Source organism: Micromonospora pisi, from assembly GCF_003633685.1.
In the GTDB taxonomy this organism is placed as follows: domain Bacteria; phylum Actinomycetota; class Actinomycetes; order Mycobacteriales; family Micromonosporaceae; genus Micromonospora_G; species Micromonospora_G pisi.
This window is the reverse complement of sequence record NZ_RBKT01000001.1, coordinates 737,938-756,618: the sequence shown is the minus strand read 5'-3', so window position 1 is coordinate 756,618 and position 18,681 is coordinate 737,938. Positions and strand designations below refer to the sequence as shown.

The 18,681-nt window shown below is 70.0% G+C and carries 14 protein-coding genes; 10 read left to right on the top strand and 4 right to left on the bottom strand.

The genetic code is table 11. The features are described 5' to 3' along the window. Nucleotides 1-6 precede the first annotated feature (6 nt). Complete coding sequence (locus tag BDK92_RS03125; RefSeq protein ID WP_121161556.1) at nucleotides 7-927, bottom strand: carbohydrate ABC transporter permease; 921 nt, start codon at nucleotides 925-927, stop codon at nucleotides 7-9. Beyond that, the gene (locus BDK92_RS03120) at nucleotides 924-1,919 is read right to left on the bottom strand and encodes an ABC transporter permease (protein ID WP_121154404.1); all 996 of its coding nucleotides are present in this window, start codon (nucleotides 1,917-1,919) and stop codon (nucleotides 924-926) included. Before BDK92_RS03120 ends, BDK92_RS03125 begins: the two co-directional genes overlap by 4 nt. A 486-nt stretch (nucleotides 1,920-2,405) precedes the next feature. Here BDK92_RS03120 and BDK92_RS03115 point away from each other — a divergent pair, with 486 nt between their 5' ends. From BDK92_RS03115 to BDK92_RS03080, 9 genes are all read left to right on the top strand, one after another. Further along, on the top strand, nucleotides 2,406-3,443 hold the full coding sequence (locus BDK92_RS03115; protein WP_121161554.1) for a LacI family DNA-binding transcriptional regulator: 1,038 nt from the start codon (nucleotides 2,406-2,408) through the stop codon (nucleotides 3,441-3,443). Nucleotides 3,444-3,538: 95 nt separating this feature from the next. Beyond that, nucleotides 3,539-3,667 carry a hypothetical protein gene (locus BDK92_RS40740; RefSeq protein ID WP_281278613.1) on the top strand — a complete coding sequence of 43 codons (129 nt, stop codon included), beginning with the start codon at nucleotides 3,539-3,541 and terminating at the stop codon, nucleotides 3,665-3,667. A gap of 246 nt (nucleotides 3,668-3,913) precedes the next feature. After that, nucleotides 3,914-5,275, top strand: coding sequence for a cytochrome P450 (locus BDK92_RS03110; RefSeq protein ID WP_121154402.1), 1,362 nt, complete (start codon nucleotides 3,914-3,916; stop codon nucleotides 5,273-5,275). After that, nucleotides 5,272-6,189, top strand: a complete 918-nt coding sequence (locus BDK92_RS03105) for a terpene synthase family protein (RefSeq protein ID WP_121154400.1) — start codon at nucleotides 5,272-5,274, stop codon at nucleotides 6,187-6,189. The genes BDK92_RS03110 and BDK92_RS03105 overlap by 4 nt, the downstream gene beginning before the upstream one ends. Nucleotides 6,190-6,191: 2 nt before the next feature. Further along, on the top strand, nucleotides 6,192-7,793 hold the full coding sequence (locus BDK92_RS03100) for a prenyltransferase/squalene oxidase repeat-containing protein (RefSeq protein ID WP_121154398.1): 1,602 nt from the start codon (nucleotides 6,192-6,194) through the stop codon (nucleotides 7,791-7,793). A 148-nt stretch (nucleotides 7,794-7,941) separates the two neighbouring features. After that, nucleotides 7,942-10,572 (top strand): sensor histidine kinase, encoded by a 2,631-nt coding sequence (locus tag BDK92_RS03095; RefSeq protein ID WP_121154396.1) that lies wholly within the window; start codon nucleotides 7,942-7,944, stop codon nucleotides 10,570-10,572. A gap of 56 nt (nucleotides 10,573-10,628) precedes the next feature. Next, nucleotides 10,629-11,060 (top strand): roadblock/LC7 domain-containing protein, encoded by a 432-nt coding sequence (locus BDK92_RS03090; RefSeq protein ID WP_121154394.1) that lies wholly within the window; start codon nucleotides 10,629-10,631, stop codon nucleotides 11,058-11,060. A 6-nt stretch (nucleotides 11,061-11,066) separates the two neighbouring features. Continuing rightward, on the top strand, nucleotides 11,067-11,456 hold the full coding sequence (locus BDK92_RS03085) for a DUF742 domain-containing protein (protein ID WP_121154392.1): 390 nt from the start codon (nucleotides 11,067-11,069) through the stop codon (nucleotides 11,454-11,456). Beyond that, complete coding sequence (locus tag BDK92_RS03080; protein ID WP_121154390.1) at nucleotides 11,437-12,045, top strand: GTP-binding protein; 609 nt, start codon at nucleotides 11,437-11,439, stop codon at nucleotides 12,043-12,045. Before BDK92_RS03085 ends, BDK92_RS03080 begins: the two co-directional genes overlap by 20 nt. 118 nt (nucleotides 12,046-12,163) lie before the next feature. Here BDK92_RS03080 and BDK92_RS03075 read toward each other — a convergent pair whose 3' ends face one another. Further along, the gene (locus BDK92_RS03075; RefSeq protein ID WP_121154388.1) at nucleotides 12,164-13,012 is read right to left on the bottom strand and encodes an MBL fold metallo-hydrolase; all 849 of its coding nucleotides are present in this window, start codon (nucleotides 13,010-13,012) and stop codon (nucleotides 12,164-12,166) included. 104 nt (nucleotides 13,013-13,116) lie between these two features. On the opposite strand from BDK92_RS03075, the gene BDK92_RS03070 reads away from it, so the two are divergent. Next, on the top strand, nucleotides 13,117-13,701 hold the full coding sequence (locus tag BDK92_RS03070) for a CGNR zinc finger domain-containing protein (RefSeq protein ID WP_121154386.1): 585 nt from the start codon (nucleotides 13,117-13,119) through the stop codon (nucleotides 13,699-13,701). Between the two features lie 52 nt (nucleotides 13,702-13,753). Here BDK92_RS03070 and BDK92_RS03065 read toward each other — a convergent pair whose 3' ends face one another. After that, the gene (locus BDK92_RS03065) at nucleotides 13,754-18,535 is read right to left on the bottom strand and encodes a DUF6531 domain-containing protein (RefSeq protein ID WP_121154384.1); all 4,782 of its coding nucleotides are present in this window, start codon (nucleotides 18,533-18,535) and stop codon (nucleotides 13,754-13,756) included. Nucleotides 18,536-18,681: the final 146 nt, after the last annotated feature.

Genomic DNA, 18,681 nt, shown 5'->3' with positions numbered 1-18,681 from the left:
ACGGAGCTATCCCTTCACCGCGCCGAGCGTGACGCCGGAGACGAAGTACCGCTGGATGAAGGGGTAGACGATCAGGATGGGCAGGACCGTGAGCACGATCGTCACGGACTGGATCGTCGCGGCGGACTGCACCACGTCGCCGGCGTTGCTGCCGACGGAGGTGGCATCGGTCGCCCCCGCGATCAGGTTGCGCAGATAGACGGTGACCGGGAACAGCTCCAGCCGGTCCATGTACAGGAACGCGGTGAACCAGGAGTTCCAGAACGAGACCGCGTAGAACAGCAGCATCGTGGCGACCATCGCCTTCGACAGCGGCAGCACGATCCGCAGCAGGGTGCCGTACGTGTTGAGCCCGTCGACGGCGGCGGCCTCCTCCAGTTCCACCGGCAGGCCCTCGAAGAACGCCTTCATGACGAGGAGGTTGAAGACGCTGATGGCATTGGGCAGGGCGACGGCCCAGATGGTGTTCCTCAGGCCGAGGCTGGTGACCAGGATGTAGTTGGGGATCAGCCCGCCGGTGAAGAACATGGTGAACACGGCGATCCCGACGAGCGCGGTCCGGCCCCTGAGGTGCTGCTTGGACAGGACGTAGGCGTAACAGACGGTGAGCACCATCGCGATGATGGTGGACACCACGGTGTAGACCACGGTGTTGCGGTAGTTCGTCCAGAACAGCGGGTCCGACATGACGAGCTGGTACGTGTCGAGGTTGAACCCGCGCGGGACGAGGTTGACCTGCCCGGCGATGATGTAGGCGTTCTCGCTGAGCGAGCGCGCCACGATGTTGACGAAGGGGTAGAGGGTCACGACCACGACCCCGGTCAGGATCAGGGCGTTGACCACCTGGAAGATCCGGTAGCCCCGGGTCGGTCGGTGGCGGCGGGGGCCCAGGGTCGGGCGAGGGGTCCTGCTCTTGTCGATGGTCACCACAGGCTCGTCCCTACCGTTCGCCGGGAGATCGCGTTCGCCGACAGGACCAGCGTCAGGCCGATCACCGCCTCGAACAGGCCGATCGCGGCGGCGTAGCTGAGATTGCCGGAGACGATGCCCACCCTGTACAGATAGGTGGCGATCACGTCGGCGGTGGGGTACGTCAACGGGTTGTAGATCAGCAGGATCTTCTCGAAGCCGACCGCCATGAAGGTGCCGATGTTCAGGATCAGCAGCGTCATCATCGTCGGGCGGATCCCGGGGAGCGTCACGTGCCAGGTCTGGCGCCACCGGTTGGCACCGTCGATGCGGGCGGCCTCGTAGAGTCCGTCGTCGATGTGGGTGAGGGCGGCGAGGTACAGGATCGTGCCCCAGCCGACGGTCTGCCACACCTCGGACGACACGTAGATCGTGCGGAACCACTCCGACTGCTGGATGAACTGGACCGGATCTCCGCCGACCGAACGCACCAGCTGGTTGACCGTGCCGTCCACCGAGAGCAACTGCATGACCATGGCCGCCACGATCACGATCGACAGGAAGTGCGGCAGGTACGACACCGACTGGACGAACTGCTTGAGGGCCCGCGTACGGACCTCGTTGAGCAGGAGCGCGAGCATGATCGGCAATGGAAAGCAGAACAGCAGGGTCAGTGCCCCCAGCACCAGCGTGTTGGTGAACACGTGCCAGAACGTCGGGTCACTCAGGAACAGCCGGACGTACCGCAGGCCGACCCAGTACTCACCGAACACGTTGCCGCCGGGTTCGAAGCGGCGGAACGCGATCACGTTCCCGATCATCGGCAGGTACCGGAAGATCAGGAAGAAGAGCAGGGGCAGTATCGCCAGCGAATACAGTTGCCAGTCCCGACGCAGGCTGCGCCGCCAACTGCGGGAGGGTGGACGGGTACGTCGGGCGACGGGACGGGCTGCCGCCCGGCCGGCCCCCGGTGCGTCGGTGGGTGGTTCCGCCACCCTCGGCGTGCTCATCCGAGTATCTCCTCTGTGGACTTTCGCGGCGCGCCGGATCGCCCGACCCGGACCGGTGACGGCCGCGCCAGCGAGATCGGGGAGATGGCCGCCTCAGGATTCTCGGCGGGGACGTGCCGCGGCTCGTGCCAGGTCGCGTCCACGCCGGATCCAGGCCCGTGATGGATGGGCAACGGGTCCTTCATGCCATCCCTTCGGTCCGGCCATGGTGTCGTTCCTGCCGCGTCGTTTCCTACCGGCGGCAAACTCCACGTCGGCGTAATAGCGAAACTTTCGGAAATAACTCTGTTACCTGTGTCGGGCAACTTAAGCGCCGTCCCGGAGTGTGTCAAGGGTTTCTGCCCTGGTTGGTGAATGATTCGGCCGCCGATCATCCGAAGTGGATTTGACCTTGCGTACGGTCTTTGCTTAACGATTTCAGCTTGATCGACATCAATGGTGCTATCGTTCGTGCCGAAACTTTCGGTCACGACGTGTGAGGGTGCGATGGCAGAGGTTCGTCCGGTCTCGGAACCCCGTGCCGCCACGATCGCGACCATCGCCGAGGAGGTCGGTGTCTCGGTGACGACCGTCTCCAAGGTCCTCAATGGCCGCTCGGACGTCGCGTCCGAGACTCGGGCACGTGTCGAGGCCAGCCTCGACCGCCATCGGTACCGTCGCCGCACCAAACGGCCGCCGACCGGGGTCGAGCAGATCGACCTCGTCTTTCACGAGTTCGACTCCGCGTGGGCAACGGAGATCATCCGTGGCGTCGAGGTGGTGACCGCCGCCGCGAAGGTCGACATGGTCCTGTCACAGCTCGGAGGCACGCACCGGCCCTCGTCGCAGTGGTTGGAGAGTGTGCTGCTCCGTCGTCCGCTCGGGGTGTTGCTGGTGCTCTGCAACCTGACCGAGCCCCAGTGGCGACAACTACGACGGCGGTCGATCCCGTTCGTGGTGGTCGACACCGACAGCGCGACCTCCGCGTCCGTGCCGACGGTTGGTTCGAACAACTGGAACGGCGGGCTGCTCGCCACCCGTCACCTGCTGGAGTTGGGCCACCGGAGGATCGCGCTCATCTCCGGCCCCGAGGACGTCCTCTGCAGCCAGGCGCGCGCCGCCGGTTTTCATTTCGCGCATGACGAGGCCGGGGTGACGGTGGACCCCGACCTTCTGTGGTACGGCAGCTTCTACGTCGATGCCGGCTATGAACACGGGATGGAACTGCTGGACCGGGCCGACCGCCCCACGGCGATCTTCGCTGGATCGGACATGCAGGCCATGGGGGTTCTCCGGGCTGCCCGGCAACTCGGTCTGGATGTTCCGGCGGACCTCTCGGTGATCGGCTACGACAACCTGCCGATGGCCGCCTGGATCGGCCCGGCCCTCACCACGATCAACCAACCGTTACGGGACATGGCCGGCACCGCGACCCAGATGCTCCTCGACCTGGCGCGGGGAGCCGAGCTGTCGACGAGCCGGGTCGACCTCGTGACCGAACTGGTCGTACGCGAGAGCACGGCACCTCCCCGCGAACGCGGTTGATCCGCGACGGTCCCCGCGGGCGGGCGGCGATTCACGGCCGACCCTGCCGGTGACCGTTACGACAGCGGCGATCCCACCGAGTCGAGACTCTTGTGGTGGACGCGGAAGTCACAGGGAGTAGCGAGCGGCGGGGCAAGGTCGGCAGCGAGCGCGCCACGCTGGCACCGCGTTCCAGACCCACCCACGAACGCCTCTCCGTCGCGTACACCTGGTCGACCGGGTGATCGGGCCAAGGGTTCCGGGCCGGGACCGACCGACTCGCGACACGCCTGAGAACGAGGGGCGTCCACAGGGGAGTGATGTCAAAGACGTTCACGAATTGGTCTCTAGACCGGGCGGAAAGATCGATCTAGAGTGGCGCTGGCCGGCTTGATCATTTTCTACCCTGTTGCCCCGGTCCGCACCGACCGGTCGGCACAGCCGCTGAAGATCGGGCGGGCCACGCGGGAACGAGGTCCTGGAGGTATCCGATGTCAGAGGCGGCGACCGGCGCCGTGGCCCGAAACCTCCCATTGCGGAAGCTGCCGGGCCTGGTCCGACACCCGTTGGAGGCGCTGGTCGAGGCGGGCAACGCGGCGAACGGCGACATCGTGCGGCTCGGTGTCGGGCCGGTCGGCCCCTATCTGGTGACGTCCCCGGACCACCTGGAGACGGTGCTGCACAACCCCGAGACGTACGTCCGTGAAGGTCTGCTCTGGACCGGGGTGCGTCGGGCCGTCGGCGAGGCGATCCTGGTCACCGAGGGCGCCGTCTGGAAGTCGAGTCGGGACGTGCTGCGCCCGCTCTTCACCTCGGCCAGGGTCAACGCGATGACCGACCGGATGGCGGAGGCGATCCGGGACGCCGTCGACGGCCTGGCGGAGCCGGCCCGGGAGGGTCGGACCGTGGACGCGGGCACCGAACTGGCCCGGATCGTCTGCCAGGCGACCACGCGGGTCCTCTTCGGGGACAAGATCACAGTCTCCGACGCGGTGCGGATGGTCGACGCGTTCGGTGTCATCGCCACGGAGATGATCCCCCGGATCGTCGTGCCATGGGCGCCGGGCTGGCTGCCGCTCCCGGGGGACCGCGCCTTCGCGGCCGCCGTCGCGACACTCGACGAGATCGTGCTTCCCCTCATCCGCGAGGCCCGCCGACACCCGGACGGCGGCGACGACATCATCTCCGCGCTCTGCGCCCCCCGTGAGATCGACGGTGCGGCGGTCACCGAGAAACAGATCCGCGACGACCTGGTGGCCATGGTCTCGACCTCGACCGAGACGACGATCGCCGTACTGTCCTGGCTCTGGCCGGTGCTGGCGGCCCACCAGGAGGTCGCCGAGAAGCTCTACGCCGAAATCGACCGGGTGGTCGGTGGCGCGGAGGTACGCCGGTCCCACCTGCCGGAGCTGCGTTACACCCGCATGGTGCTGGACGAGTTGCTCCGGCTCTGGCCGGCGGGCTGGTTCATCCCACGGATGGCGGTCCGGGACGAGGTGCTCGGCGGCACCCGGATCGCGGCCGGGTCGACCATCCTGGTCAGCCCCTACGTGACCCAGCGGATGAGGGCGTTCTGGTCCGACCCGGACGACTTCGATCCCGAGCGCTTCGACCCGGACGGTCCGAAGCCCGAGCCGCACTACAGTTACCTTCCCTTCGGCGGCGGCCCGCACCGCTGCCTCGGCCAGTACCTGTTCGCCGTCGAGGCACCGCTGATCATCGCGACGATCCTGAGTCGTTTCCGGCCCCACCTGGTCGGGCCGGTGGACTTCACGCCCCGGATGGGCGCCTCCCTACGGCCGGCCACCGAGGCCAAACTGGTGCTGCGTCCGGTACGGGCAGTGGTGCCATGAGCACCGACGGACCGGGAGCCCGTCAGGACCTCCTGCTCGGCGCCGAGCTCGCCGCGGTGGGGACCCTGACCATCGCGGGGCAGCGCGACCTGGCGGAGCGGGTCCGCGCCTACCCGAACCTGTTCGACGCGGAGCCGTTCGACGCGGCACTGATCGGCGGCGTGGCGTACGCGACCGCCTGCAACGCGGCCGGGGCCAGCGCCGCCGAGTTGCGGGTGGCGAACCGTGCCGCACTGTGGATCTTCGCTCTCGACTGGCAGGTCGACACCCTGGCGGTCACGGCCGGGCAGGTCGACGAGATCGTGGCGAGCTGTCTGGCGGTAGCCGACGGCGCCGTACCCGATCCGGGATCTCCGCTCGCCAGCTTCCTCGCCGACATCCGCGACGAACTCGCCACCTCGCCCGCCTACCAGGCGCACCGGCGGCTGTGGCGGGAGGAGCTGCGTCGCACCCTGACCGCGATGGCCCGGGAGTGGGACTGGAGGTCGGCTCACCTGACCGGCGACGGGTCCGGTCTCCCCGATCCCGCCTCCTACCTGGACAACGCCGACAACACCGGGCTCGCCTGGGTGAACCTCTCGCACTGGCTGCGTACCGGCGACCGGGAGTGCCTGGACCGGCTCGACGAGCTGTGCGCTGCCGGCCGACAGGTGCAGCGGGTGCTGCGCCTGGTGAACGACCTGGGTACGTACGACCGGGACCTCACCTGGGGCAAGGGCGATCTGAACGTACTCATGCTCGGGATCGACCGGGCGGAGGTGGTCCGGCAGGTCGGTGGACTGGTCGACGGCTGCGTGCGGCTGCTGACGCCACTGCGGACCAGTTGTCCGCGCCCGGCTTCCTACCTGGCCCGGCAGCTCGGCTTCGTCACCCGCTTCTACGGCAGCGGCGTCGACTTCTGGGGCGGGATGTGACCATGTCGACCCGTCCCGGGCCCGCCGCCGACCGGGGCGGCGTGGCGGCGGACGCCGAGAAGCTTGTCGCGGGCCTGCTACGGGACCCGTGGGGCCGGGTCGCACCCTCGGTCTACGAGAGTGCCCGACTGATCACGCTGGCCCCCTGGCTGACCGGGCACGCCGAGCGGCTGCGCTTCGTCCTGGCGGCACAGCGCGCCGACGGCGGCTGGGGACCGCCGGGTGGTTATGCCCTGGTGCCCACGCTGAGCGCGGTCGAGTCGCTGCTGACCGTACTGCGCGCGGACGAGGCCGGTAGCCCACCGGCCGTCCGGCGTACCGAGGTGCTGGCTTCGGTGGAGCGGGCACTGGTGACGCTAGGCGGCTGGCTCGGGGACGAGGGCCCGAACGTGCCGGACACACCCGCGGTCGACCTGATCGTGCCGGCGCTGGTCGAGGCGATCAACGTACGCCTCGACCGGCTGCCGGCGGATTCGCTCACGCCGCAGGCGCGCACGCCGCTCGGCCTGCCCCGGGGGATGGGCGGTGACCGGCTGGTCGGCGTCCGCCGGCTGATCGCCTCCGGGGCCCGGGTACCGGCCAAGCTGGCCCACTCGTTCGAGGTGGTCGGAGCGGCGGCCGGGGCGCCGCCCGGGGTCGGCCCCGGCCGACTCGGTACGGTCGGCGCCTCACCGGCGGCGACCGCGGCGTGGATCGCCGTCGCCGGGGCGGCGCGGGGCGCCCGGTCCCACCTGCGGGAGTTGGCGCTGCGACAGGGCGGACCGGTGCCGTGTCCCATCCCGATCACCGTCTTCGAGCGCGCCTGGGTCTCGAGCGGACTCGCCCGGGTCGGGATTCCGCTGCGCGCGCGCCGCGAACTGGTGGAGAGCCTGACCGCCGCGCTCGGTCCGACCGGGGCGTCCACCGGCCCGGGTCTGCCGACCGACGCGGACACGACCTCGGTCACGCTCTACGCCCTCGGGCACCTCGGCGCGCCCGTCGCCCCGGAAAGCCTGTGGGGCTACGACACCGGCGGCCACTTCGCCACCTGGCCCGGCGAGGACGGCGCCTCCGTCACCACCAACGCCCACGTGCTCGACGCGTTCGGGCAGCACCTGGCGACCCGGCCGGCGGCGGAGTCGCGGTACGCGGCCGTGGTGCACCGCCTCTCCGGCTGGCTCCGGGACCAGCAGCGGGCCGACGGCGCGTGGCATGACCGCTGGCACGCCTCGCCCTACTACGCGACGGCCTGCGCCGTGCTGGCCCTGCACGAGTACGGTCGCGGACCCGCGCTCGCCCAGGCGGTCGACCGGGCCGTCGACTGGGTTCTCGGCAGTCAGCGGCCGGACGGGTCCTGGGGACGGTGGTCGGGGACAGCGGAGGAGACCGCGTACGCGCTTCATGTCCTATTAGGACTTGGACGGTCCACACGCGGTAGGCTCGCCGAGGCCGTGCGCGGCGGCCGCGCCTACCTTCGGCGTACGGCGGGGCGGCAGCCGCAGACGGCGTTGTGGCACGGCAAGGAGCTGTACGCACCAGCGGCCATTGTGGAATCCGTCACATTGGCCGCACTGCACCTCGCCGCGAGCAGGGCTGAGCTGGAGTCATCCGCCGCGCCATTCTGAGCGGATGCAATCTCATTGTGTGGGCTTGAGGTGACTTGTCCGAAACTGCTAGCGTGTCCGCGCACTCCCGGATAGCCCAGTAGCGCATTCGGTACGTCGTATCGCGCACTGGTGACGACAAACTCCAACCCCGGCCTGGGACGGTGTAATGGCTCCCCGCATTCCTCGCGGCAGTAGCGCGAATCTGCGTACCAAAGTGGTCGCTCTCCTGGTGTCACTCGCGGCCCTGTGGGTGTTCGCCGCATGGGTGACCCTGCGAGAGGGAACCAATCTCCTCTTCACCCAGGCCCTCAACAGTTCGGTGTACGAGCCGAGCGAGCCATTGCTGGAGAGCCTGCAGACCGAGCGGCGGCTTTCGCTCGCGTACCTCGGCTCGACCAGGGCTCCCCGCACGGAACTGGACGCCACGCGGCTCGCGTCGCGGGACCTCGCGGTGACGTTCCGTCAGTCCACCGGGAGCTGGCAGGCCGATCTGGCCGGCTCCCCGACGCTGCAGAATCGTATCGACTCGACGATCCGGCAGCTCGACGAATTGGAAGCCATTCGCGGCCAGATCGACGCCCGGACCATCGACCGGACCGCCGCGGCGAGCGCCTACACCACCACCGTGGACGGGATCTTCCGCATCTACGACGCGTTGGGCAGCCTGGACGACGAGACGATCGCGTCACAGGCCGCCGCACTGATCGACCTGAATCGTCAGTACGAGCTGATCTCGCAAGAGGACGCAGTGGTCGCCGGTATTCTCTCCGCAGGCAAGATCACCCCCGCGGAAAGTGCCGAGGTCGCCAAACTCGTCGGGGCGCAACGCTTCATGGGCGCCATCACCGTCGACGACCTGGAGAGCCGGGACCGGGCACGCTACGACCAGATGGTCACCGGCGACGTCTTCACCCGGCTCCGGGCCGCCGAGGACCAGCTGATCCTCGCCGGCCGGACCAACGCCAACCCGCCGATCAAGGCCGAGGACTGGCAGGCCACGGTCGAACCCGCGATGCGGCAACTGCACGACGTCGTCATCACCGGCGGCGACGGCGTCGTCGAGCGCGCCACCCCCGGCGCGATCTGGGTCATCGTCCGCATCCTGCTCGCCGCCGTGCTGGGCGCGTTCGCGGTCGTCGCCTCGGTCATCGTCTCGGTGACCACCGCCCGCGCCCTGGTCGCCCAACTGGAGCGGTTGCGTGAGGCGGCCCGTCAGCTGGCCAACGAACGACTGCCCAACGTGGTCGAACGGCTCGGACGGGGCGAGGAGGTGGACGTCTCCGCCGAGGCGCCACCGTTGGACTTCGGCAACGACGAGATCGGCCAGGTGGGCCAGGCATTCAACGCGGTGCAGGAGACCGCCATCCGTACCGCGGTCGAGCAGGCCGAGCTGCGGCGCAGCGTACGGGACATCTTCCTCAGCCTCGCCCGGCGTACCCAGGCGCTGGTGCACCGGCAGCTCGCCCTGCTGGACGCGATGGAGCGGCGGGAGAACGACGCCGAGGAACTGGAGGACCTGTTCCGGGTCGACCACCTGGCCACCCGGATGCGGCGCAACGCGGAGAACCTGATCGTCCTCTCCGGTTCGCGGCCCGGTCGTTCCTGGCGACGCAACGTGCCGATGGTCGACGTGGTACGCGGCGCGGTGGCCGAGGTGGAGGACTACGCCCGGGTGACCGTGCTCCCGATCGCCCCGGTCGGCCTCGCCGGTCGGGCCGTCGGAGACGTGATCCACCTGCTGGCCGAGCTGATCGAGAACGCCCTCTCCTTCTCACCCCCGCACACCACGGTCGAGGTCAAGGGACAGGCCGTGGCGAACGGATTCGTCATCGAGATCGAGGACCGCGGTCTCGGCATGAGCGAGGAGGAGCTCGCCTCCGCCAACCAGCAGATCGGCAGTCAGCAGGAGTTCAACCTCGCCAACGCCACCCGGCTGGGCCTGTACGTGGTCAGCCGGCTCACCGAGCGGCACGGCGTACGGGCCCAACTGAAGGAGTCGCCGTACGGCGGCACCACCGCGATCGTGCTCATCCCGCTCAGCCTGGTGACCGAAGACAGCGTGGAGCAGACCGGCCCGATAGCCGTGCCGCCGCCGGCGGTGAGCGACGTCGCGCCGAGCAGCCGGGTGACCTCGACGACCGTGGCCGGAGGGGGAGAGCGGACCGCCGCGACCGGCCCGACGCCCCGGGCAGCGGGCCCGGTCGCCGTGGCGGCGCCCGGTGAGCTGCCGCCGTTGCCGGCGCGGGCGGCGCAGCCACCGCTGACTACCCGGCGGGCGGAGACCCTCATTCCCCAGCAGCGCTCGGCGCCGGGCCTGTCGTCGGCGTCCGACGCCGCCGGGCGCGCGAACGGACCGACGGTCGAGAGCCCGTTACTACCGTTCGTGGCCCGATCCGCCAACCCGGTCACCCCGGGCGCGTCGGTCGCCCCGTCGGCTCTGGCCGGCCAGGCGGGCTCGGTCGGCTCGACGGGCTCGGCGGCCCTGGCCGGCTCGGCTGCCCCGGCCGGCTCGGCGGCTCCGCAGGGCACGACCGGCCAGACCCCCTCCGGGCTGCCGTTGCGGGTCCGGCAGGCGAACCTGGCCAAACCGTTGCAGGAGAGCGGTGCCGTGGTGCCCGAGTCCGGCGACGACGCGCCACGGCCACCCGAGCAGATCCGGTCGATGATGAGCTCGTACCAGAGCGGCACCAAACGTGGCCGTTCGGAGGCCGCGCGGCTGTTGAGCGAGGAGGCGCAGGCGCAGTCGGCTCCGGTTGAGGGGCAGGACGACGCGCCCAGGGATCAGCCCCGTACGTAACCGAACCAGGAGATCGACTCGGCGACGCTTCGCCGACCGAAAACAGAGGACAACGAGTGGTGCAAAAGACAGCGTCGACCGCCGACCTGACCTGGTTGCTGGATGATCTGGTCGGCCGGGTCACGCAGGCTGAACATGCCATCGTCCTCTCCGTGGACGGCCTACTGGTGGCCTCCTCGAAGGGACTGGGCCGCGACGACGGGGAGCACCTGGCGGCGATGGCGTCGGGCATCCAGAGCCTCGCCAGGGGCGCCGGGCGGCGGTTCGGCGGCGGAACGGTGCAGCAGACCATCATCGAGATGTCGTCCCAGTTCCTGTTCGTCACGGCGGCGGGCCGGGGCGCGTGTCTGGCCGTACTCGCCAACGAGGACGCCGACGTCGGGCTGATCGCGTACGAGATGGCGATGCTGGTGACCCGGGCCGGGAAGTTCCTCGCCTCTCCGGCCCGAGAGGGCGGCCCGGTGTCGCCTCCGGTCGAGGAGAGGTAACCCGCCATGACCGCCCCCGAGGGCGAATCCACGCAGGACGAGTGGGTCGACGACCATGCCGGGCCGGTGGTCCGCCCGTATGCGATGACCCGTGGGCGGACCAGGCCGGTCAGGGGCAGGTTCGACCTGATCTCACTGGTGATGGCGACCCGGGTCCGCGCGTCGCCGGAGGTCGGCGTCGGGCCCGAGCACCTCGCCATCGTCGGCCTCTGCCAGCGGGCCCAATCGGTAGCCGAGGTCGCGGCGCACCTGAACTTGCCCCTGGGCACCATCCGCGTCCTGCTCGGCGACCTGCTCGAGCGGCACCTCGTCGAGGTGCGGGAACCCCGGCCAGCGACCGCCCAACCCGACGACAGCGTATTCGAGGCAGTGATCAATGGACTACGAGCACTCTGACACCCCGGCCGGTGGCCTGACGCTGCCGACCGCCGTCAAGATCCTGATTGCCGGCGGTTTCGGGGTGGGTAAGACCACCATGGTCGGGGCGGTCAGCGAGACCCCGCCCCTGCGCACCGAGGAGGTCCTCTCCGAGCAGGGCATCGGGATCGACGACCTCTCCGGTGTCGAGGCGAAGTCCACCACCACCGTGGCGATGGACTTCGGGCGGATCACCATCAGCGAAGATCTGGTGCTCTACCTCTTCGGCACCCCCGGGCAGGACCGCTTCTGGTTCGTCTGGGACGAGCTGACGCTCGGCGCGCTCGGCGCGGTCGTCCTCGCCGACACCCGCCGGCTCGCCGACTGCTTCCCCGCGATCGACTACTTCGAGCGCCAGGGCACGCCGTTCATCGTGGCGGTGAACTGTTTCGAGGGCGCCCGCCAGTATCGGCTCGACGAGGTCCAGCTCGCGCTGAACCTCGACCCGGACGTGCCGGTGATGCTCTGCGACGCCCGCCGGAAGGAGTCCGGCAAGGAGGTCCTGATCGCGCTCCTGGAGCGGGCGATGCAGCGCCGCCGCCGGGACCACGCGGCGTCGGCGAACTAGCCGAAGGGCGCGGACGGCCCGAGCGCCCGTCCCGGCAGCGCCCGTCCCGGCGACATTTCCGGGGTACGGAGAGGACACCCTTCGGTGAGCAGGAGGGTGTCCTCCGTACGGGCCGGCGTCAGGCGCCGAGCAGGCCGAGCGCCCCGTACCAGACCGGGCCCGGGTTCAGCCGGTCCGGGTGCAGTGCCGTCATCCGGTCGTAGAACTCGCGGGCGGTGGGCTTCTCGTCGAGCAGCCGGATCAGGTCCCGCAGGTACTCTCGGGTCTGCTCGATGGCTGCCGGGTCGTCGGGGAGGTCCCGGTTCTTGTGCCCCGCGACGACGGCACGCGGTCCCAGCTCCGAGATGCGGTCGAGTGCCTTGATCCATTCCTCCAGGCCGCCGTTGGCGCCCTCGAGGAAGTACTGGTGGACGCCGTTGTAGACCACGTCGCCGGCTACCACCAGGCCGATGGCGGGCACGTGCAACACGGAGGAGTGGTCGGTGTCGGTGTGCCCGGTCTCGACCGCCCGGACGATGTTTCCCTCCAGGTGGAAGCCCGCCTCGGGGATCGGGACGGCGAGTACCGGCGACTCCGGGATCAGCCCCGGGAAGACCCGGTCGAAGAGTTGCTCGCGCCCCACCGTCGCCTGCTGGTGCATCACCTCGATCGTGCCCTCGGTCGCGTAGACGGTGGCGCCGGGGAAGCGCTTCAACAGTTCCCCGGTGCCGAACCAGTGGTCGCCGTGCCCGTGGGTGACGTAGACGTACGCCAGCCGTTTGCCGGAGCGCTCGATCCAGTCACCTACCTTCCGAATCTGGTCGTGGGTGAACGGCGGGTCGACCAGGAGGGCGTCCTGCGCCCCGTAGATCAGCGTGGACGACAGTGGCGACCACGAGATTCTGTCCCCGTTCGGCATGCGCTGGTCGCCCGCCCGGGTGGGGCCCTCCGAGATGAAGACCTCGTACGACAGGTCGCTGGTGTTCATGGTGTTCCTCCTCGAAGCCGGGACGAGGGTCCGACAGAGGCATAACCTTTTAGCCTCTGTTGGCGATGGTAGCAGCAACCGACAGAACCAACTAGGGTTGGGTTATGTCATGGATGGCGAGCAGTCGGTACGGCGCCCGAACGACCGACACCGGAGCCGTACTGGTGCAGGAGCTGATCAACACGCTGGGCCTAGCCGACAAGCCGGACCTGCTGGCCGAGCGTCGCGACGCGCTGACCTGGTGGGACCGGAGCGTCCGGCGGTGGGCCGCCGAGCGGGAAGTCACCGTTCCCGAGGCCGAGCTCTCCGATGACGACCTCGTCGGTATGCGTCGACTGCGGGACACGTTCGGGGAGCTGCTGGCGACCGGTCGGACGCCACCGGAGGCGGCGGGCGCCACCGTCACGCTGGTGCCGGGAACGGACGGGCTGGTCCGCACCGCCCCGACCGGGCGGGGTGCGCAGTGGCTCGCCTCCGCCTGCTGGTCGGAGATCCTCCTCGCCCAGCAGGGCGACACCTGGTCCCGGATCAAAATGTGCCGCAACGACCGCTGCCGGATCGCCTTCTACGACACCTCCCGCAACCGCAGCGGCGTCTGGCATGACGTCACCCGCTGCGGCAACATCGCCAACCTGCGGGCCTCCCGCGAGCGGAACCGGAACCGGCAAGACGACCAGGGCCGGCGGTGAGACCACACCGCCGGCCCGGACAGCTCGCACTTGTCATCCCGAGGGGCGAGCGCTACCTCGGGGTGACGCCGTTCAGCCCGTACTCCTTCTGGATCTTCTTCCCGCTGTCGCGCCACCAGTCGTCGGCGGTGTAGTTCCCACCGATGTTCGGGTTGCCGTGCCAGGTGGCGTTGAACTTGTCGGTCTGCGGGTCGTAGAACGCGCTGATGTCGTACTTGACCCCGTCGCTCTGGGTGTCCTTCGACGGGCTGAACTGGGAGTTTCCGTTCAGCTCGTCCTCCAGTTTCCTAGCGTCCCGGTCGGCCCTGTTGAAGGAGTCCCCGGCCGTGTCGGCATCCCTGCGGGAGGCGATCGCATCCTTGCGGAACTGGTCGGCGCTCTTCCTGGCATGGCCGTCGTCAGGGTTCCGCTTCGCCCAGCTCTCGGCGTTGGCGGCCTTCGCCTCGGCCAGGTCCGCGTTTCGGCCCGCCGTGTCGCTCGCCGTACGGAGCTCCTCCGCGTTCGCGCGCAGCGGAGCGACCCGCTCACGCTTGTTGGCGACGTCCTCGTTGACGATCTTGGCGACCTGCTTGGGGAAGTACTTCTGGTGCCACTCGGCGTCCACCTGGGGCGGGAACTTCTCCCCGCGCCCGCCCGTGTACGGCTTCAGCTCCCCGGAGAAGACCGGGTTGATGTGGTGCTTGTTCTGATGCGAATCCATCTTGACCACCACGCCGTCATGTTCGCCGACCTCGACGAAGTCCTTGTTCCCGCTGCCGGACCCGGACCCGGACCCGGAGCCGGACGCGGTGGCGTTGCCCGCGTCGTTGCCACCGCCGGGGCGTTTGTTCTTCTTGCCGCCGCCGCTCCCACCGGCGCCCCCGGTCGCGCACGGGGTCGGCTTGGACTTGACCAGCCCCAGCGGGTCGGCCTCCCGGTACGGGTTGGCCACGTACGCGGCCGGATCCGGTGCCGGGGCGAGGCCGAGCGGGTCCTGGCTGACGTACCGGCCACTGACCGGGTCGTAGTAGCGGTACACGTTGTAGTGCAGGCCCGACTCCGGGTCCAGGTACTGCCCGGGAAAGCGCAACGGCATCGGGTCCCGGGCGTCGTCGACAGCCCCGGTCAACGGCGTACCCCAGAGCGTGCTCCGGCCCTGCCAGACCACCTCACCGTCGGCGGCGACCAGGTCGGTGGGGGTTCCCACCAGGTCGGTCACGATCGAGTAGAAGCGGCGGTCGACCTGCTCCTGGTCGGCACCGACGGCCTGGGCCACCGGGTGCCCCTGCTCCGGATGGTGCTCCCAGGTGGTCACCCGGCCGCGCCCCTCCGCATCGGTGTGGACCTCCTCGACCAGCAGCGTCCCGTCCCAGACGAAGTCGACCTGCTCCACCGGGATCCCCGGGTCCCGCGGCGAGTAACGCCGCTTGGCGATCCGCCGCCCCAGCGGGTCGTAGAGGTAACGCCACCGGTCACCGTCCGGGGTCGACACCTCGACCAGACGGTCGTGCGCGTCCCAACCGAACCGCCAGGTCCGCTCCCCGCCCGCCGCACCGGTCACCGTCCGGCTCGTCATCCGCCCCTGCGGGTCGTATTCGTAGCGCACGGCGCCGGCCTCGGTGACCAGGGAACCGTCGTAGCGCAGCTCACCCGAGTACGCAGAGCCGGTCACGTTCGCGGAAACCAGGTTGCCCACCGGGTCGTACCGGTAGCTCTCCGCGTGCCCCGGACTCTGCACGCCGACCACCCGCCCGGTCGGGTCCAGCTCGAACCCGACCCGACCGGCCCGGTCGTCGTGGATGCCGACGAGCTGGCCGTCGGCCCGGTAGTCGAAACGTCGGGTGCGGGCACCGGAAACCACCTGCTCGGCCAGCAGGTCACCGGCGGCGAACGTCTGCCGGAGCAGCACCCGACCGTCGACGCTGCGGTCCAGCTCCCGGCCACGCCCGTCCCGCCGGAAGCTGGTGGTGTGTCCGGCGGTCCGCAACAACACCGGATGACCGAACGCGTCGTACGACCAGACGCTCTCCGCCCCGGACGGCGTACGACGGCGCCGCGCCCGGTCCTCGTCGTCGTAGCTGAACGCGAGCGTGCGCCCGTTGGTGGTCGAGGCGGTGACCCGGCCGAGTTCGTCCCGTTCGATGATCACGACGGCGTCCTCGTTGGCCGCCCAGACCAGGTTGCCGACCGGGTCGTAGCGGTAGGCGGTGGTGCCCGAGACGGTACGCCGTTCGACCACGTTGCCGAGCAGGTCGTGCTCGTACTCGGTGGTCTCACCGAGCGCGTTCGTCGACCGGACGAGCTGCCCGGCGGCGTCGTAGGCGAACCGCAGCACCCGCCCGTTGAAGTCGGTCTCCTCGACCAGTCGCCCGGCCGCGTCGTGCACGTACCGCCAGACCAGGCCCCTCGGGTCGGTCACCCCGGTCAGTCGCAGCTCGGTGTCGTACTCGTAACCGGTCCGCGCACCGGTCGCGTCGACCGTCGCCAGGACCAGGCCGAACGGGCCGTACTCGGTGCGGCTCACCTGACCGGCGCCGTCGACCCGCTCGACCGGGTTGCCCTCGTTGTCGTACCGCACCTGCTCGGGCCGGCCCCACGCGTTGGTCCGGGAGACACGGCGGCCGGCGGCGGTGCCGTCCACGACCGGCTCGTCCTCCCCGAGCCGGTCGTAGTCGAACGGCTCGGCCACCCCGACGGTCGTGGCGTTCGGGTCCGGCGCCTCCTCGTAGTGGCGGGAGAAGAGCCGGTCCCCGTCCTCCACCACGATCGTCATCGCGTCGCCGCGCGCGGTGGTGCCGACCACGCTGCCGTCCGGCCGGACCACCGTCTCCAGGCGCCCGACCTCGTCGTACGTGTAGCGGGTGATCCGGCCCAGTGGGTCGACCCGGGCCATCAGCTGGTTGTACGGACCCCACTCGAAGCGGGTGGTGTTGCCCAGCGGGTCGGTTTCGCTCGCCACGTGCCGCAGCTCGTCGAGGCGGTAGACGGTGACGTTGCCGAGCGAGTCGGTGTACGTGGTGACCCGTCCCGCACGGTCGTAGGCGAGGGTGGCGCTGAGGAAACCGCCGTCGCCCTCGGTTCGCACGCACCGCCCCTCGGCGTCGTACGCGTACCGGTAGCCGACCCCGTTGCGGTCCTGCCAGCTGGTGATCCGTTCGTCGTCGTACCCGAACCGCATCGGCTCGCCGGAGGGGTTGGTCACCTCGACGAGCCGGCGCCGGTCGTCGTAGCCGTACCCGGCGACCAGCGCGGCCGGCGCCCCGGCCCCGTTGACCAGGTGCAGTGCGGTGATCCGACCCCCCTCCGTACGCACCGAGAGTGACCGGCCGGACGGGTGGCGTACCAGGGTGGGAACGCCCTGGTCGTCCCGGTCGACCTCGAACCGGTCGCCGAGGCCGTCGCTGACCGCCGAGAGGAGCCCGATCGCGCCGGAGACCCGGAAGTGGGTCGTCCGGCCGAGCAGCGGGTCGGTGAGTTCGGCCGCGCCGTCCTCGCCGATGGTCAGCGGCCAACGTGGGCCCTCGACCGGCAGGGCCGGTTCGCCCGCCGGCACCGACGGGTAGACCAGGATCATGCCGTCCGGCGAGAAGTAGCAGACGCCCTCGGCGTCGAGCTCCAGTCGCTCGTCCAGCGTGGATGCCCAGGACGGTCCGAACCACCCGCCGGCCCGGTACGACGACACGTGCGTCCGGGTCATCAGCATCGGCAGCGGAGCCGGCAGGTCCAGGTCGGTCTGGGCGAGCACCATCTCGCCGGTGACGACGTCGACCGGGTCGGTGACGCAGTCGCGGATGTCCAGCGAGACCGAGGAGTCCTTGGGCACGGGCGGCCGGTTGGCGCCGATGCCGGCGCCCCCGCCGCCTCGGCCGTTCAGGGCACCACCGATCGACTTCCCGCCGCCGGCGTCGAGCCCCTTGATACCGGCCGCGATGCCGTCCTTGGCGCCGCCCGACAGCAGCTTGCCGCCCTTGGCGGCGAACTTCATCACCCGGCCGACCAGCCGGCCGCCCGGCACCAGGCCGAGGGCGATGCCGGCGCCGGCCATGGCGATCTCACCCGCGTCCCCGCCGGCCAGCGCGCTGGCGAAGTCGATCGCGCCGGAGAGCAGGCCGATCGCCTGTCCCAACGGCGGGAAGATGAACGAGGCGATCGCGGAGAGCACGTCCAGTACCGTGGTGATCCACTCGATCACGGTGCTGCGCAGGAAGTCCACGAATGCCTGGAACGCCTCCGCGATCTTCTCCCAGATCGACCGCTGCGGCGCGTCCTTGGCCAACTGGCGCAGCACCTGGGCGGCCGTACGTGCCGCCTGGTCACGCAACGCGGTCGCCTGGCCCAGCATCGCCTTGGCCTGGTCCAGCGCCTGCTGTGCCTGGTCCTGCCGGTTCCGGGCCGCTGTCACGTCGTCGTTGGCCGCGTCCGTCGCGGCCGGATCCGCGGCCGTGTCACCACCGAGGGCCACCACCGCCGCCTGTGCCAACGCCAACGCGGCCTGGGACGAGCCCTGGTCCTGGGACGCCTGCCGGGCCTGCTCCAGCGCCCGCATCGACATCGACTGCGCCTCCTGGAGCGAGGGCAGGTACCGCAGATAGGCGTCGGCCGCCTGACTGTACGAGTGGGCCATCGTGTCCAACCGGCCAGGCAGCTTCCCGATCAGGTCGCGGAAGGCCTCCATCGCCTTGCCCTGGCCCACGTCGACCTGCGACCCGGAGGCGAGCAGGTCATGTGCCTCCTGCGTGGTACGGGCCAACTCCTGGTACGCGGCCGTGATCTCGTCGAAAGATTCCGGATCTCCTGGCACCGGATCCGAATCGAGCTGCAACACCGACCACTCGGCATCCCCCGGACGCGTCATGACGACCTCCCCACCACACGGTCTGGTTACTCCCGCAGCGGTGGCGCGTGCCGGGAGCCGCCTCGAACACGTAGCCGGTGAGGAACCGGTTCACCAGGGTGAACCGATTCCCGCGTACGTCCGTGTGGTGACTGTCGGGGATTGGG